11 protein-coding genes are annotated in these 16,005 nt (G+C 61.2%); 2 read left to right on the top strand and 9 right to left on the bottom strand.

Annotated elements, in window-relative coordinates:
• Positions 1 to 55: 55 nt before the first annotated feature.
• From EFD56_RS14720 to EFD56_RS14730, 3 genes are all read right to left on the bottom strand, one after another.
• Positions 56 to 3,226, bottom strand: coding sequence for an SPOR domain-containing protein (locus EFD56_RS14720; protein ID WP_126905608.1), 3,171 nt, complete (start codon positions 3,224 to 3,226; stop codon positions 56 to 58).
• 61 nt (positions 3,227 to 3,287) lie between these two features.
• Positions 3,288 to 5,045, bottom strand: coding sequence for an arginine--tRNA ligase (argS, locus tag EFD56_RS14725; RefSeq protein WP_126905609.1), 1,758 nt, complete (start codon positions 5,043 to 5,045; stop codon positions 3,288 to 3,290).
• Positions 5,046 to 5,108: 63 nt separating this feature from the next.
• Positions 5,109 to 6,326, bottom strand: a complete 1,218-nt coding sequence (locus EFD56_RS14730) for a deoxyguanosinetriphosphate triphosphohydrolase (RefSeq protein WP_085742397.1) — start codon at positions 6,324 to 6,326, stop codon at positions 5,109 to 5,111.
• Between the two features lie 220 nt (positions 6,327 to 6,546).
• Between EFD56_RS14730 and erpA the strand changes: the two genes are divergently transcribed.
• Together erpA and xth are read left to right on the top strand one after the other, a co-directional pair.
• Entirely contained in the window at positions 6,547 to 6,879 is a 333-nt protein-coding gene (gene erpA, locus EFD56_RS14735) for an iron-sulfur cluster insertion protein ErpA (protein WP_010004555.1), read from the top strand.
• 125 nt (positions 6,880 to 7,004) lie between these two features.
• Positions 7,005 to 7,796, top strand: a complete 792-nt coding sequence (xth, locus tag EFD56_RS14740) for an exodeoxyribonuclease III (protein WP_085742396.1) — start codon at positions 7,005 to 7,007, stop codon at positions 7,794 to 7,796.
• A gap of 60 nt (positions 7,797 to 7,856) precedes the next feature.
• Here xth and exoR read toward each other — a convergent pair whose 3' ends face one another.
• The 6 genes from exoR to EFD56_RS14770 form a co-directional block, all read right to left on the bottom strand.
• Positions 7,857 to 8,654 carry an exopolysaccharide production regulator ExoR gene (exoR, locus tag EFD56_RS14745; RefSeq protein WP_037115459.1) on the bottom strand — a complete coding sequence of 266 codons (798 nt, stop codon included), beginning with the start codon at positions 8,652 to 8,654 and terminating at the stop codon, positions 7,857 to 7,859.
• A gap of 19 nt (positions 8,655 to 8,673) precedes the next feature.
• Entirely contained in the window at positions 8,674 to 8,991 is a 318-nt protein-coding gene (locus EFD56_RS14750) for a hypothetical protein (protein ID WP_210293849.1), read from the bottom strand.
• A 376-nt stretch (positions 8,992 to 9,367) separates the two neighbouring features.
• On the bottom strand, positions 9,368 to 10,615 hold the full coding sequence (locus EFD56_RS14755; RefSeq protein WP_126905610.1) for an OmpP1/FadL family transporter: 1,248 nt from the start codon (positions 10,613 to 10,615) through the stop codon (positions 9,368 to 9,370).
• Between the two features lie 399 nt (positions 10,616 to 11,014).
• The gene (locus EFD56_RS14760; protein ID WP_085742394.1) at positions 11,015 to 13,858 is read right to left on the bottom strand and encodes a valine--tRNA ligase; all 2,844 of its coding nucleotides are present in this window, start codon (positions 13,856 to 13,858) and stop codon (positions 11,015 to 11,017) included.
• A 117-nt stretch (positions 13,859 to 13,975) separates the two neighbouring features.
• Positions 13,976 to 14,845: a PopZ family protein gene (locus EFD56_RS14765; protein WP_085742393.1), complete on the bottom strand. Its 870-nt coding sequence runs from the start codon at positions 14,843 to 14,845 to the stop codon at positions 13,976 to 13,978.
• Between the two features lie 367 nt (positions 14,846 to 15,212).
• On the bottom strand, positions 15,213 to 15,878 hold the full coding sequence (locus EFD56_RS14770) for a protein-L-isoaspartate O-methyltransferase family protein (protein WP_183819670.1): 666 nt from the start codon (positions 15,876 to 15,878) through the stop codon (positions 15,213 to 15,215).
• Positions 15,879 to 16,005 lie beyond the last annotated feature (127 nt).

Here is a 16,005-nt window from a genome sequence, read left to right on the forward strand (position 1 = left end):
AAAAAAGAGCGGCGGACCGATCCGGCCCGCCGCTCTTCAGTTTAACGATCCGACGTTATTTCGAGATGAGGCAGCTTCCACCGGCCGCACGATATTTCTCGCAGAGTGCTGCGGCCTCGTCCTTGGAGCCGACCGGGATTCGGACACGGTAGAACGTGCCCTTGCCGGCGATATCGGCCTTGCGGATCTCATGGGCGCGGCCGCTAAGCACGCCGGCGAATTTCTTCGACAGGCTGGCATAGGACTTGTTCGCCTCGTCTTCCGATGGCAGCGAAGCGATCTGGAGGCCATAACCGCCGGCGGATGCGGCCTGCTGCGGCTGAGCGGCGGCCGGTGTGGCGGAGGCGACCTGCGTCGGCTTCGGCTGCTGCGCCGGCGTACGGACATTACCCTTATCGGTGACGGTGCCGACGACATTGACGGGCTGATCGGCCGGCCGGGCAGTCGGAACCGGGGCCGTATCAGCGATCGTCGTCGTCTTGACCGGCCGTGCCGGCGCATCGACGGGGGCGGGATTTGCCGTCTGCGCATCGGCAGTTGCGGCAGGCGAACCCTGGGCCGGGGCGGATTCGGTCGGTGCTGCGGAACGCGCATCGACGGAAGCGACCTCGGCGCTTGCCGGGAAGCTTGCAGCCGTTCCACTAGCCGGCGGCACGGCCGGGGTCGACGGCGCGGACTGAGCCGTGACCGGCGGCTGGGCCGACGGCGGTGTCTGGGCAGACTTTGCGGCTGGTTCCGGCTGATCGAGCGGCGCGATCTCGTCGCGGGCGACCAGGGTGCCGTCAGGCTTGACGATCATCGTGCGGACCTTGCGGGGCGAAACAGACGGCGTCTTGTCGGCGCCGCTTGCGGACGCGTCGTCGGCGGTGGCCTGGTTCGGCAGCAGACGCGGATCCTCCGTCTCACCGACCGCGGTCGGCGTGACCCGATCCTCGGCGCCGGCGTTCTCGTCGTCCTCGGGCAGCGCTTCCGGTGTCAGCGTACGCTGGACGACATCGACGGGCGCCTCGTCGGACGACACGAGCGCCTGCTGCTTCGGCTCCTCGGCAGAACCCGCGACGCGGTCATAAACCGCCTTGTCCTGGTTGGGCACGGTCTTGCCGCCGGGATTTTCCGGAACGACCTTGACCGGCTCCTTATCGGCGGTGATCACGCGCGGCTCGCCGGATGCGACAATGCCAAGTCCCTCGCCGTTCCAGACGGAGGAATAGACGCCATAACCGACGCCGGCGAAGACCACCAGCACGACAGCTCCGGCAAGCAACCGGCGCATGGAACGGGCGCGACTGAAATCGGCGGCCTGGCTTGCCGATTCGATGTGGACCTCGGAGGTCTCGCGGCGCTCGACCGGCTCGCGCACGCTGCGGCGGAAATCCTCCTCCAGCGCCCGTTCGAAATCGTCGAGGCCGTCAGCAATGGTCGGCTTGACCGGCTTGGCCGCGACAGCGGTATCACGCGGCGACGCCGGAACTTCCCGCGGCTTGGCCGGTTCAAAAAAGCTCGCGATCTCCGCGTCGAGATCGAAATCGAAATCCGCCGTTTTCGCGACCGGAGCGGGCTGCTCGACCGGGGGCAGCGCCGGCACGTGCATGTCGTCGACGGTCTCGGGACGTTCCTCCGGATCGGAGATCATCGCCGGATCGAAAGGCAGGTCTTCGGTCGATTCTGCGGCGGGCGCTTCCGCGACTGGCGTCCAGTTGAAAGCAGGCGCTGGAGTTGGTGCCGGTGGCTCGGCAGCGAAGACGGGTGCGGACCGCGTGGGCGCAGCCGCCTGCTCGGGCGCAGGGGGTGCCGGCTGCGGCTTTGGCTGCGGCGCAGGCGCCTCGGAAAAATCGAGATCGGCAAGTTCCAGCTCGATGCCGGCTAGATCCAGTTCGAAATCGTGGCCGGCGAAAGGATCATCAGCGTCCGGCGCGGGCGGCTGTGTCCGCGTATAGGCCGTCGCGGCAGGCTGGGGCGCGGCGACCTCGGGAGGCTGGGGCGCGACCGGCTTTGCGGCTTCGGCGGCATAGGCAGGAGCCACTTCGGCCGGAGCGGACAGGACCGGTGCAGCGACGACCGGGACGGGCTGTACAACAGGGGCGACGGCCACCGGAGCGGCGGCGATGGTCTCCTGCGACACAGGCGCCAGATTGGCGCGCTGCAATACCGGATGCGGCACCGGATAGCGCGAGACGTCGGCCAGCAGATCGTCGAGATCGAAAGTGCCGGCGGTGTGCGGAACCTCCGGTACAACTTCGGTCAGGGCGGCATCAGCCTGGATCTCGCCTTCGACAGCGGCAGCAAGATCGAAACCGACGTCGGCGCTGAACTCCTCCAGCTCGTCCTCGACCTCAACAAATTCCTCGGCTTCAGCAGTCTCTTGCGGCGCAAGCGCCTCGTCGTGCCGATCGAGCTCGGCGGGAAACCCAAACGAGGCCGAAGCGGAGGCAAATTCCTCGACAGGCTCGACAGCGACCACGTGCGCCGGCTGCTCGACCGCAGGCTCCGGCTCTACCGCCACAGAATCAGCGAGCGGCGATTCAACCACCGGCTCAGCGGCTGCCTCGGCCACCGGCACGGCGAGAGTTTCGGCCGCCGGCTCGATTACATCCGCCAGCGGAGCAACCGGCTCCTCGCGTTTCGCAGCATGGAAATTGGCAAGCGGAAGCCTGATGCTGGCGGCCGACCATTGCGGGGCCTTGGCGGGCTGCGCAAGAGAAGAGACGGGCGCCGCACCGATCGACAATTCGAGCTCTTCGATCAGATCGCGGGCGCCACCGAAGGCTGCCTGGGTGGGCGCCTCGGAAACGGGGTCGACGGAAAGCGGCTGCGGGCCGCCCCTCCAATCGGCAGCGGCAACGTCCCAATTTCCTGCCGCAGGTTGCGCTGCTTCTTCATCGGCGACAGACGCAACGGAGACAGGTTCCGGAGCCTGCGCACGCTCGACAGCCGGGGCGGCATCGAGAACGGGCTCGACATAATCTTCGGGCGCAAAGCCGTCGGAAATCGGCTCGGCCGGATGGTCGAGTTCAGCGAGTGGACGCGGCGAATCGTAACGGTCGAACTCGCGACCAAGCTCGTCCTCAAGATCGAGGGCAGGCTCGCGCCGCGCGGCTTCGCTTACCGTATTCGCTGCAACACGCGGTTCGAAGCCGACGATACGAGCCAGCTCGGCCAACGGATCGTCGTCAGCGAACAGATCGTCTTTTCCGCGCGTATCATACGCAAGTTGTTTCTCAGCCATGCTTTTCCCACTCGCAAACGCCAACGCTCAAATGCCAGCGCATTGTGGGGAAATGGTGACGTTATCGCATTTCGTCAGGTGCGGCAGTGCCTGTAATGGCAAGTCCCGACTTCAAAACCGAAGCGACGGCGTACACCAGCCCAAGTCTGGCAATACTTGATTCTCGGTTTTTATCATTAACAAATCGTAATTCCGTCTGATCTTTACCTTTGTTCCAATGCGCGTGGAAGGAACTGGCGAGGTCGTAGAGGTAAAAAGCGATGCGATGCGGCTCCTGCGACTGAGCCGCTGCTTCGACCACACGCGGGAATTCGGCGAGCTTGGCGACGAGCTGCAATTCGGCCGGATCGCCAATGCCAGCAACGGCTTTCGCAAGATCTTCAGCCGATACTTCGAGGCCGGGGAAAGCCTCCCTCGCCTGCCGGAAGACCGACATGCAGCGGGCATGCGCATACTGCACGTAAAAAACAGGATTGTCCTTGGACTGTTCCGTCACCTTGGCGAAATCGAAGTCCAGCGGTTCGGAATTCTTGCGGTAAAGCATCATGAAGCGGACCGAATCACGGCCGACTTCCTCGACAACGTCCCGAAGCGTGACAAAATCGCCGGAGCGTTTCGACATCTTCACCGGTTCACCGTTGCGATAGAGCTTGACCAGTTGGCAGAGCAGCACCGTCAGCTTCGCCTTACCGTCCGAGACGCCGCGCGCCACTGCTTCCAGGCGCTTGACGTAGCCGCCATGGTCGGCGCCGAGCACATAGATCATCTCGTCGAAACCGCGGTCGAACTTGTTCTTGAAGTAGGCGACGTCGGCCGCGAAATAGGTGTAGGAGCCGTCCGACTTGATCAGCGGCCGGTCCATGTCGTCGCCCACTTCGGTCGAGCGGAACAGTGTCTGTTCGCGATCCTCCCAGTCCTCGGGAAGCTGACCCTTCGGCGGCGGCAGAGTGCCCTTGTAAACGTAACCCTTGAAGGTCAGGTCGTTGATCGCCGTGCGGATCGCAGCCGCGCCATTGGCGTGCAAAGTGCGTTCGGAGAAGAAGATATCGTGATGGACGTTCAGCGCCGCCAGATCTTCCCGGATCATCACCATCATCGCGCTGATGGTGCGATCCTTGACGATCGGCATCCATTGCTCTTCCGGCATGTTGTGCAGCCGCACGCCATAATCGGCGGCAAGTGACTCGCCGACGGGCACCAGATAATCGCCGGGGTAGAGACCCGAGGGGATTTCGCCGATCCGTTCGCCGAGCGCTTCGCGATAACGCAGGAAGACTGAACGGGCGAGCACATCGATCTGCGAGCCGGCGTCGTTGATGTAATATTCCTTCTCGACGCAGTAACCGGCAAAGGCGAGCATGTTGGCGAGCGCGTCGCCGACGACGGCGCCACGGCAATGCCCGACATGCATCGGACCGGTCGGATTGGCCGAGACATATTCGACGTTGACCTTGCGGCCTGCACCGAGGGTCGAGCGGCCGTAATCGGTGCCGGAGGCGATCATCGAGGCGAGCAGCCGCTGCCAATAACCGACGGAGAGACGGATGTTGATGAAGCCGGGACCGGCGACCGAGACATCGGCGACGTCGGCATCTTCCTTGAGCTTGGCGATGATGACGTCGGCAAGCGCGCGAGGGTTGGACCCGAGCGGCTTTGCCAGCACCATCGCGGCGTTGGTCGCAACGTCGCCATGGCTCGCATCGCGCGGCGGCTCGACGGTGATGCGGCCGAAATCGAGTTCGGATCGCTTTTCCCTGACCAGATCGATCTGTTCAAGGGCGGTTTTGATCCTGGCTTCGAAGTCGGTAAAAAGGTTCATCGCACTCTTCCATGCATAGGCTGTGCCAAAGGCGCAAATCGGCCTTCGGCGGGCGACCGCTGCCTATCGCAAATCCGGAGTGTGGTCAAACAATCGCCTGTGGGCACTGATTGCATAGGTGTCGGTCATGCCGGCCAAATAGTCGCCCACATGGCGAGCCTTCGGCGCATCGGCGAGGCCGGCGATATGATCGACCCAGTAATGGCTTTGCATCTCCTTGGGGCTGGCCATGTAGGCGCCAAAGAGGTCGGTGACGATCTGAGCAGCGCCGGCGCGGATGCGCATGATATCAGGATTGCGGTAGATGCGTTTGAAGAGCATCGCCTTGATTTGCCTGTCGGTTTCGGCCATCGCGTCGGAGAAGGTGGCGATCACACGGTCGGCAGCGCGAATGTCGGCTGCGCTCTCAGGGCGAAGAATTGAAAGACGCTGCTGGGCGACGCCGATCACGTCCTCAACCATGCGGGTGATCTGCCGACGCATGATCTCATGGGTGAAGCGGCTCGGTTCCAGATGCGGGTATCGCGCCCTCACCTCGGCCATCAACCCCGCCAGAAACGGGATTTCCTCCAGCATGTCGAAGGTCAGATAGCCGGAGCGCAGACCGTCGTCGATATCGTGGGTATTGTAGGCGATGTCGTCGGCGATCGCCGCGACCTGGGCCTCGAGGCTGGCGTAGGTCGCAAGCTCGAGATCGTGCAGTTCGCAATAATCGAGGATCGGCTGCGGGACCGGGCCGCGTGTGCCCACACCATCCGGCGTCAGCAGCGGACCATTGTGCTTGACCAGGCCTTCGAGGCTTTCCCATGTCAGATTGATGCCGTCGAATTCGGCATAACGCCGCTCCAGCTTGGTCACGATGCGCAGCGATTGGGCGTTGTGGTCGAAGCCGCCATAAGGGAGCAACACCTCATGCAAAGCGTCCTCACCGGTATGACCGAACGGCGTATGGCCGAAATCGTGCACCAGCGCCACGCCCTCGGCCAGATCCTCATCGAGCTTCAGGGCGCGGGCGAGCGCGCGGGCGATCTGCGCCACCTCGATCGTATGCGTCAGCCGCGTGCGATAGTGATCGCCATCCTGGGCGATGAAGACCTGGGTCTTGTGCTTCAGCCGGCGGAAGGCCGTCGTGTGGACGATGCGATCGCGGTCGCGCTGGAAATCCGACCGCGTCGGGCTGTCGTCTTCCGGATAGAGACGCCCACGCGTCGTCCAAGGGTCTGCCGCATAGACCGCCCTTTCGCTGTCGCCGAAACCTAAAGCCCGTCTGTCAATCGTCATTCTTCACCGTCATTCTGCCCGTTGCCGCATCTGCCCATTGACGCCGCTTTGCCCTGTTCATACCTATAGCCCGACGAAACGGCAAAGAGGCACCTGCCGACCGTTGCGCACATCATGGCATTTTCGCGAAGGTCATGGTAAGTTCTTTTGATATCAGGCATTTGAACATTTCAGTGCCAAAACCCATTCTCTCCGGATCTTGACCCCGGCAGGAGGAAACATGACGGATGCGAGTGTAACCCTTTCAGATGCCGCGGCAAAGCGTATCGCGGCGATCATCGGCGCTGAGGCCGGCAAGAGCGCGTTGCGCGTTTCGGTCGAAGGCGGCGGCTGTTCGGGCTTTTCCTATAAGTTCGACCTCGCCGACAGCGCGGCCGACGACGACATCATCGTCGAAAAGAACGACGCGAAAGTGCTGATCGACAGCCTGTCGCTCGTCTATATGGCGGGCTCCGAGATCGACTTCGTCGACAATCTGCTTGGTCAATCCTTCCAGATCAAGAATCCGAACGCGGTGGCAAGCTGCGGTTGCGGCACCAGCTTCTCGATCTGAATATCCAGACGCATTGCACTGTCCCAATGAACTGGCCGAAGAAGCCTCTTCGGCCGGTTTATCGTCTTGTCCAGTTGTGAAAGACCACGATAAAAGAAGCGCACGAAGCGGAACAGGACGAAGAGATGAAGATCGCGACTTGGAACATCAACGGCGTCAAGGCGCGCATCGACAATCTGACGCAATGGCTCAAGGACTCCGATCCCGATATCGTCTGCCTGCAGGAGATCAAGACGATCGACGAGGGTTTTCCCAGGCTGGAGATCGAGGCGCTCGGCTATCATGTCGAGACGCACGGGCAGAAGGGCTTCAACGGTGTGGCGATTCTCTCCAAGAGTTCGCCCTCCGAAGTCAACCGCGGCCTGCCCGGCGATGCGCTGGACGAACAGGCGCGTTTCCTCGAGGCGGTGTTCACGCTGCCGGATACCCGTATCCTGCGCGTCTGCTGCATCTACCTGCCGAACGGCAATCCCGTCGAAACGGAAAAATATCCCTACAAGCTCGCCTGGATGGAGCGCCTGCGGAGCTTTGCGGCAGAGCGCCTCGACTATGAGGAGATGCTGGTGCTTGCCGGCGATTACAACGTCATCCCCGAGCCGCACGACTGCTTCGACCCCAAGGTCTGGGAAAACGATGCGCTGTTTCTGCCGCAGACGCGCGAGGCATTCCGCAGGCTCGAAAATCTCGGCCTGACCGATGCGGTGCGCGCGACGACGGATGCGACGCAGCTCTATTCCTTCTGGGACTATCAGGCGGGTGCGTGGCCGAAGAACAACGGCATCCGCATCGACCACCTGCTGCTCTCACCGGAGGCTGCCGACCGGATGACGTCGGCGGCAATCGAAAAACATGTGCGGGCCTGGGAAAAGCCGTCCGACCACGTGCCTGTGATCGCCTATTTCAATTTTGCGGCCTGACCTTCACAATCCCTAGCAACGCGTCGCTGTAAGCCCGCGACAGGGCGCTGCATGGCGGCTTCAGTCGTCAGAGCCGCTCGCAATGGCGTGCGAGAGCGAGACCGCCGTACGACGATCGGCCTCGTTGGCAACCGAGAAGGCCTGCTCCTGAAGCGCTTCCATCCAGCTGCAGTCCTTCGGCTTGCAGCGGTCGAGAGCGGCGGTCATCAGCGCGAGACCGCGGGCCGACTGGCCTTCGTCGAAGAGAATATTCCCGAAAACCGCCATGGCGCCGGGATGGCCACTCTTGCGCGCCTGGTTCAACCATTTCTTCGCCTGCTGCGGGCTGGCATTGCCACCTTCGCCGGCTAGCATCATCTGCGCCAGTTGGAACTGCGCTTCGGGAACGCCAAAGGTGGAGGCCACCTGGAAATAAAGCTGGCGTGCCTGGGTGAGATCGATCTTGACCGGGCTGCCTGATATGCCGTGCTTGTAATAATTGGCGAGCGAGAGAAGCGCGTTAACGAAAAAGCCAGTGTCTTCCGAACCGGGTTCGACACCTTGCTGTGCAATCTCGCTGTAGATCTTGAAGGCTTCGAAATCGTCCTGGGCGACGCCGTCGCCGTCGGCATACATATTGGCGAGCGCCCAGCGCGAACCGGTATGGCCCTTTTCGGCGGCGTATTTGTAAGCTTCGACCGCCTCCTCCTTCTGTCCGTTTTTATAGGCCTTGAAGCCGAACTTGAAGAGGTCGAAAGGACCGGATTCCTTGCTGACGTCGCTCTTGATGTCGAAAGCGCGAACCGGGCCGGACATTGCCAGCGCTATTCCCATGCCCATCAGCATGAATTTGAGCAATTTGAACTCGGACGTTACCATTTCAACCGATTTCTTTCGTTCATCGCACGCAGCCGGCGTCGGCGCCGTGGATGTATTCATTCGAGGCGAGCGATCCCGCGGTGAGCTCCATGGCTCCTTTGCCCGCGTCGCATCCAGCCCATTGGCCTTTTCCGAAAGGCCGAATTTTCAGCATCTCATCTAGAACCACCCGGCTCCCGGCATGGCCCGACTGCAATCTGCCTGGCACTCCTTTGGCAGGCGCGGCATCCGCCTTCCCGCCCTTATCGCTTTCGTAAACAGCAAATGTGACGAAACCGGTATCGGCTTCTCCGCCCAAGCCGGGCGGCCTGGGCGCGCGCATCGAAAAGACCGGCATTGGACGGATCGATAACCCCGCTGCAAGGCGGGATCTACGGCCGGAACAGCCTTGTCCAAAAAGCGAAACGGCCGCAATCGAACGACTGTCGCCAATCGCGCCGCATGACCTGCTGTTGCCGGAAAAAAATCGACCCATGCTACTCTTTACACGCACCCTACGTCTGCCGTCGTCTCGCCTGCCAATAGCGCTGCGCTCTCTTTGTGGCGGGAAATAGACAAATTCGCCCCGCAGCCACCATACGCCAACCGTCGTAAAAAAGTGTTGCTGAATCGTCACAAAATCGGCACGGGATTGGCATGAATAAGTATGATTAACGGACTTAGAAATAGAAGAGCCCGGCAGTGCCGGGCTTTCAATTCTTCAAATCGGAGTATTAAAACTTAATCTTTAGGCTGGTCGACAGTGCAGTGACCAGATCATTGCCAAAGGAGTAGGAAACGTCGTTGCCGTAAGTCCGGCCGTTATACACGAAGGTGCCGGATTCCCCACTGGTCAGGATGCCGAGCGCGCCGGCCACACGCCATTCGATATGCTCGGTGGGTGTGTAGGCTGCACCAAGCCCCAGCGTCCAGCTGTCTGTCTGCGAACCATAGCCCTGGCTAGTGCCGCGGTCCCATGTGAGGCTGACTGCAGCGGCCCACTGCTCATTGAATTTGTGGCCGATACCGCCGCTGATCGTCCAACCATCGCGGTAGAAGAGATCGAGCGAGGTTAGACCACCCGCGGGGCAAGGCAGGCCGTTGGTCGGGCAGAATGCTACCGACTGCAGGACGCTCCAATTCGTCCATTTAACCGATCCGAATGCAAGCCAATCCGGAGCGATACCGCTTTGCAGCTTCAATTCCAGCGAATCCGGCGCTTCGGCGGAACCGGAAACAGGTGTGACTAGGCCTCCATATAGCGGCACAACTGGAACCTGATGGAGATCAACAGTGCCGGTCAAATTGTCGTACTTGACGCGGCTGTTGTAGACAAGGCTCGCGCGCATTGCATATTCCGGGATCTCGTAAGCCAGACCGGCGCGCCAGCCCCAGCCGCTATCGTCGATATCCAAGCGGCCAATACCGGTGCCGATGCCGAGACCGATCGGAACCGTGGACACCAGACGTTCCTTGAAGCCCTCAACTTCCTGATAGAAAGCGCCGCCGATGAAGCGAAGCTGCCCGGCACCGACGTCAAAACGATAGGAGCAAGTGCCACCGTAGTTGCGGGTCTTGATTTCCGTTTCGATGTTGTTGTTGGCGCCAGCCCAGTTCGAACCCGGATTGGAATGGCCACCAAAGGGTACGGAATAATCGACAAGGCAGTCGACTGCATCGCCGAAACCAGCCTTAAAACCAATGTAGGGGATGGTGTAATTCGCGGTCTCGTCGGCACTGTCCGGGCGGCTGTTCAGATTGCCGCCGCCCGTAAATATCGACGTGTTCGTGTCGCGGACGTCCTTCAGCTTGCGCAGCGGGGTGACGTAGGTAATGCCCGACTGGAACGAAAAAGGCGAGGTATCGAACAGCTGATCGATATTGTATCCGCCGCGCTCCAGACCGCCGGCAAAGGACGGCGATGCGAGCGACGAAAGAAGAATGAGCGACGTTACGCCCTTGGAAAACATACGCGATGCCATTGTGTCTCCCCCACTCCAGCAATTGATGTGGCGCCACTCTAGTAAGTGTTCGCCCGACATGGCAACGCGCCCCACGGCAGCGCTCCCGGGCATTGCAGTGGCCAACTTACGTAAAGAAATTGACGGACACGTCAAAAAATCTGGTTAATAAAATTCTATTCCGAAACCAGCGGGTTTCAGCCTGGCTTTTGGGTTTTCATTCCAAACATTGCGGAAGCTGTATCAATCTGACAACAGTGGCAGTTTTCGCCCTTGGGATGCCGGCAGAGCCACAATCCACAGGCTGAGCGCCTGAAATCAGCCGCTTTCAGGACCGAATCACGTGGCGCCCGCAACGACAAAGACGCGCCCGAGGGCGGACGCGTCTTTGAAATAACTTACCAAAATGGCCGCTAAAACTTATCCGGCTTCGCTGACCCTGGAAAGCGCGGTCTTCAAGCTGGCCATCTGACCCTTCAGTTCCTCGAGGCGGTCGCGCTCAGCCTCGACTACTTCGGGATTGGCGTTGGCGACGAACTTCTCGTTGGAGAGCTTGCCATCGATGCGCGCCATCTCGCCTTCCATCTTGGCAATCGCCTTTTCGAGACGGGCCTTTTCGGCGGAGAGGTCGATCAGATTGCCGAGCGGCAGGCAGACGGTCGCCTCGGCGACGACGATCTGAGCTGCTCCCTTCGGCGCATTGTCGGCGATCGAGATGGCTTCGACGCGCGCGAGACGCTTGATGGCGGCGTCGTGGCGGAACAGCCGTTCGCGGGTCAGGTTGTTGGCCTTGACGACGACCAGCGGCGCGGTTGCCGATGGCGGCACGTTCATTTCGGCGCGTACGGAACGAATGCCGGAAACGAGGTCGATCAGCCAGTTGATCTCGTCGGCAGCCGCGTCGTCAGCGTAGGACGGCGACGGCCATTCGGCATGGCAGACCAGCGTTTCGCGCTCTTTGCCTTCACCTGCCGTGTGCGCCCAGAGCTCTTCGGTCATGAAGGGCATGAAGGGATGCAGCAGCTTGTAGATTTCTTCGAGAATATAGGCGCTGCAGGCCTGGGCTTCGGCCTTGGCACCCGCGTCCTCGCCGTTGAAGACCGGCTTCAGAAGCTCGAGATACCAGTCGCAGACCTCGTTCCAGACGAAACGGTAAAGCGCACCGGCCGCATCGTTGAAACGGAAGGCTTCGAGCGCTTCCGTAACGTCGCGTTCCGTACGGGCAAGTTCCGTCAGGATCCAGCGGTTGATGGTGAGTTCGGCCGCCTCCGGCACGAAATGCGGATCGCTCTTTGCACCGTTCATCTCGGCAAAGCGCGTGGCGTTCCAGAGCTTGGTGCCGAAATTGCGGTAGCCGGCGATGCGGGCCGGATCGAGCTTCACGTCGCGGCCCTGTGCAGCCATGATCGCCAGCGTGAAGCGCAGCGCGTCGGCGCCGTATTCGTCGATCAGTTCCAGCGGGTCGATGACGTTGCCTTTCGACTTCGACATCTTCTGCCCATTCTTGTCGCGCACCAGCGCGTGAATGTAGACGGTATGGAAGGGTTCGACGGGATCGCCATTATCGTCCTTCATGAAATGCAGACCCATCTGCATCATGCGAACAACCCAGAACGGGATAATATCGAAGCCGGTGACCAGAACATTCGTCGGATAATAGCGTGCAAGCTCCGGCGTCTCGTCGGGCCAGCCGAGAGTCGAGAAAGGCCAGAGCGCAGAAGAGAACCAGGTATCGAGCACGTCCTCGTCGCGCGTCAGGATTTCGCCGGGCTTGAAGTTTTCGAGCAGGTCCTCGACATAGGCCTTCATCGGCCCTTCGTGCGAGAGGTAATGCTGGATCGCCGCCTGCAGCGCCTCTTCCTCGGTCTTTTCGACGAAGACCTGACCGTCGGGACCATACCAGGCGGGAATCTGATGCCCCCACCAGAGCTGGCGTGAAATGCACCAGGGCTCGATGTTCTCCAGCCAGTTGAAATAGGTGTTTTCCCAATTCCTGGGAATGAACCGGGTTCTTCCTTCGCGAACGGAATCCAGGGCGGGCTGCCCCAATGTCTTGTTATCGACAAACCATTGTTCCGTCAGCCGCGGCTCGATCGGCACGCCGCCTCGATCGCCATGCGGGACCATATGTTTATGCGGTTCGATCTTGTCGAGGAGGCCAGCCTCTTCGAAGATCTCGACGATCACCTTGCGCGCAAAGAAACGGTCTTGCCCTTCCAGGCGGTCCCAGGCGCCGTGGAGTGCGGCCGGATTGTCGAGCCCCTCGAGGAAATCTTCATTGTCCTTGATGGCAATGGTGCCGTCGACGTTCATGACGTTGATGGCACGCAGCTTGGTGCGTTTGCCGACGTCGAAGTCATTGAAATCATGAGCCGGTGTGATCTTCACCGCGCCCGTGCCGGCCGTCGGATCAGCATAGGAATCGGTGACGATCGGAATCTTGCGGCCGACGATCGGCAGGATCACATGTTTGCCGACAATCGGTTTGTAACGCTCGTCTTCGGGATTCACGGCAACGCCGGTATCCCCGAGCATCGTCTCCGGCCGCGTTGTCGCGACGACGATATAGTCACGCGTTTCGAATTCGGTCGGCTTGCCTTCCTCGTCGAAAGCAATCGGATATTGATAGGTGACGCCCGGCTCAAGGGGATAACGCAGATGCCAGAGATGGCCCTTCACCTCGTGCTGCTCGACCTCCATGTCGGAGATCGCCGTCAGGAGCTTGGGGTCCCAATTGACGAGGCGCTTATCCTTGTAGATCAGGCCTTCCTTATAGAGCGTGACGAAAACCTCGAGAACGGCCTGCGACAGTCCTTCATCCATGGTGAAGCGTTCGCGCGACCAGTCGCAGGACGCGCCCAGGCGCTTCAGCTGGTTGAAGATCAGTCCACCCGATTCCGCCTTCCACTCCCAGATCTTGTCGATGAAGGCTTCGCGGCCCATTTCGCGGCGGCCCGGCAGCTGCTGTTCCATCAGCTTGCGCTCGACGACCATCTGGGTTGCGATGCCGGCGTGATCCATGCCCGGCTGCCAGAGCACGTCCTTGCCGCGCATGCGCTCGAAGCGCACCAGGATGTCCTGCAGCGTGTTGTTCAGCGCGTGCCCCATGTGCAGCGAACCGGTGACATTTGGCGGCGGGATCACGATGGTGAAGGTCTCGGCCCCGGGCTTGGCGTTCGCGCCGGCGCGGAAAGCGTCCGCTTCATCCCATTTGGCCGCGATTTTCGGTTCGACGGCAGCGGAATCATAGGTCTTGTCGAGCATTTTCTGACCAATTTCGAGGTTCGAGGATGGGCGTTTGTAAATAGGATGGCCACGGCCAAGTCAATAAAAAAGCCGCCCCGGAGACCGGAGCGGCTTTTGCAAGAAAAAGCAATCCGATCAGCGGCGCGGGCCGCGCGCCACGCGCTCGATTTCCTCGCGCACCAACCGCTCGACCAGCGTCGGCAGATTATCGTCAAGCCATTCGCGCAGCATCGGGCGCAGCATGTCCTCTGCGATTTCGTCCAGCGAGCGGCGCTCCGCACCGTCGATCGCCGCAGCAAGCTCCTCGAAGGAACGGCTGATCTGCAGACCGGCATCTTCCGAAATAAGCGTCGGCTGGACCTCATCGACGATGCTCGGCAGGAAGCGCTCGGTCGAAGAACCAGCGGGCTCCAAGGCAGGCGGCGCCGTTTCGACGACGTGGGCTGGCTCGGCGGCGGCGACTCGTGCCGTTTCGACAGGCGCCGGCTCGACCGGCTGCTGAATCCCATGCGGGGGAACGGGTGCGGCAGCGGCCGGGAAAACAGGCTGGGCGGGCTGCGGCTGCGGCGCCGTAGCGCGCGGCAGTTCCGGCGTCACGGCCGGCTGCTGTTCGGGCTGGCGGAAGCCGCTCGGAATTTCCCGCAGGGCCTGACCGGCCTGCACGGCGCTACGCTCGGAGGCGGCGCGCACGCGGGCGGCGACATCGGCAAGCGACAGAGCGCGAGCCGGCGCTTCCGTCTCAGGGGCGGTCCCGGCCGAATTGGCGGCGACGAAACGCGGGTCGGAAGAGCGCATGGCCGGTTCGGGAAACTCCACGCCGGCGTAGGTGTCGTCCACAGTCAAATGGATCTCGGAGCCGTTTACGTCTTCGTCAGCGCCGTAAACCGGCGGCAGGGATGCAGAAATCGCCTTGCCGGCGCCGGGTTCATTGCTTTCGATGATCTGGCGGATGGACGCCAAAATTTCTTCCATGGACGGTTCACGCGCTACACTTGGCTGAGCCATATCTATCCCCGTTATCCCAAAACAACGACCGGATGGTGTGGAGAGCGTTCATCCGAATCACCACGACCTTAGAATACCCCAGACGTGAAAAAAATCATCGCGAATCAAATGAATGCGACCTTGCACAGTTTTGTTACCCAATGATTGCCATCGGCAATTCGCGGCCAAGGCGTCATGATAAATGATGTTTGTGAAGGGTTTCCGGCAGCGCGAACGAATCCGCCCGGAAATCGGAATCAATCTTGCGGGCGGATGCGTCAATTCAATCTGTCACAGCGTGCTTTGCGCGTTTAAAAAAGATATGCGGCGCGCAATAAAAACGGGCGCCATTGGCGCCCGTCGCTGCAATTCACCGAAGAGAACAGCGTCAGAAAACGAATTCGCGCGCCTTGGCGAAACCCGGCAGCGGCTTGACCGAAGCATTGAAGAAGACATTCTCCGAAACGGCGCCGCGCTCGGCGACGAAGACCTTGGCGCGGGCGGCATTGCCGTGACCTTCGACCGTGACCAGACGGCCGCCATCACGCAATTGGCCGAGAAGAGCGGCCGGAACTTCCTCGACAGCGCCATTGATGAAGATCAGATCATAGGGAGCGCCGGCGGCGTAGCCCTTTTCGAGCGGGCCGGTCACAACTTCCACCTTGCCGTAGCCGGCAAGCTTTGCCTTCGCCTCGGCGGCCAGACCCTCGTCGCATTCGAGCGCAATGACGGAGCCGGCGATGATCGACAGCAGCGCCGATGTGTAACCGGTGCCGCAACCAACTTCGAGCACGAAATCATCCTTGCTGACGGCCGCCAGCTGCAGCAGCTTGGCGAGCGGCGACGCCTCCATCAGGAAGCGGGCCGGCTTGCCCGGTGCGGCAGCGGAGATCTCGACGTCGTTGTCGACATAGGCCAGCAGCTTTGCCTTCTCCGGCACGAAAGCCTCACGCGGCACCGTGAGAAACGCCGTCAGCACGGAATGCGAGGTAACGTCCGTCGTGCGAACTTGGTTGTCGACCATCTTTGCGCGCGCTGCTTCGAAATCCATCATGTCCTCTCGCTCTTGAAAAGCGGTTCCTGTCCCCCGTCTCTTAATCCCCGACACGGATGCTTTCAAGGCTTGGGAGCGGTCGGCGAAAAGAATCCGACGGACGCCTCTTTCGCGCCACAGCAGGGAC

Source organism: Rhizobium phaseoli, from assembly GCF_003985125.1.
In the GTDB taxonomy this organism is placed as follows: domain Bacteria; phylum Pseudomonadota; class Alphaproteobacteria; order Rhizobiales; family Rhizobiaceae; genus Rhizobium; species Rhizobium phaseoli.

Coding starts and splice junctions, on each gene's coding strand:
- EFD56_RS14720 (WP_126905608.1), bottom strand. CDS start 3,226: ATGGCTGAGAAACAACTTGCGTATGATACGCGCGGAAAAGACGATCTG.
- argS (WP_126905609.1), bottom strand. CDS start 5,045: ATGAACCTTTTTACCGACTTCGAAGCCAGGATCAAAACCGCCCTTGAA.
- EFD56_RS14730 (WP_085742397.1), bottom strand. CDS start 6,326: ATGACGATTGACAGACGGGCTTTAGGTTTCGGCGACAGCGAAAGGGCG.
- erpA (WP_010004555.1), top strand. CDS start 6,547: ATGACGGATGCGAGTGTAACCCTTTCAGATGCCGCGGCAAAGCGTATC.
- xth (WP_085742396.1), top strand. CDS start 7,005: ATGAAGATCGCGACTTGGAACATCAACGGCGTCAAGGCGCGCATCGAC.
- exoR (WP_037115459.1), bottom strand. CDS start 8,654: ATGGTAACGTCCGAGTTCAAATTGCTCAAATTCATGCTGATGGGCATG.
- EFD56_RS14750 (WP_210293849.1), bottom strand. CDS start 8,991: ATGCCGGTCTTTTCGATGCGCGCGCCCAGGCCGCCCGGCTTGGGCGGA.
- EFD56_RS14755 (WP_126905610.1), bottom strand. CDS start 10,615: ATGGCATCGCGTATGTTTTCCAAGGGCGTAACGTCGCTCATTCTTCTT.
- EFD56_RS14760 (WP_085742394.1), bottom strand. CDS start 13,858: ATGCTCGACAAGACCTATGATTCCGCTGCCGTCGAACCGAAAATCGCG.
- EFD56_RS14765 (WP_085742393.1), bottom strand. CDS start 14,845: ATGGCTCAGCCAAGTGTAGCGCGTGAACCGTCCATGGAAGAAATTTTG.
- EFD56_RS14770 (WP_183819670.1), bottom strand. CDS start 15,878: ATGATGGATTTCGAAGCAGCGCGCGCAAAGATGGTCGACAACCAAGTT.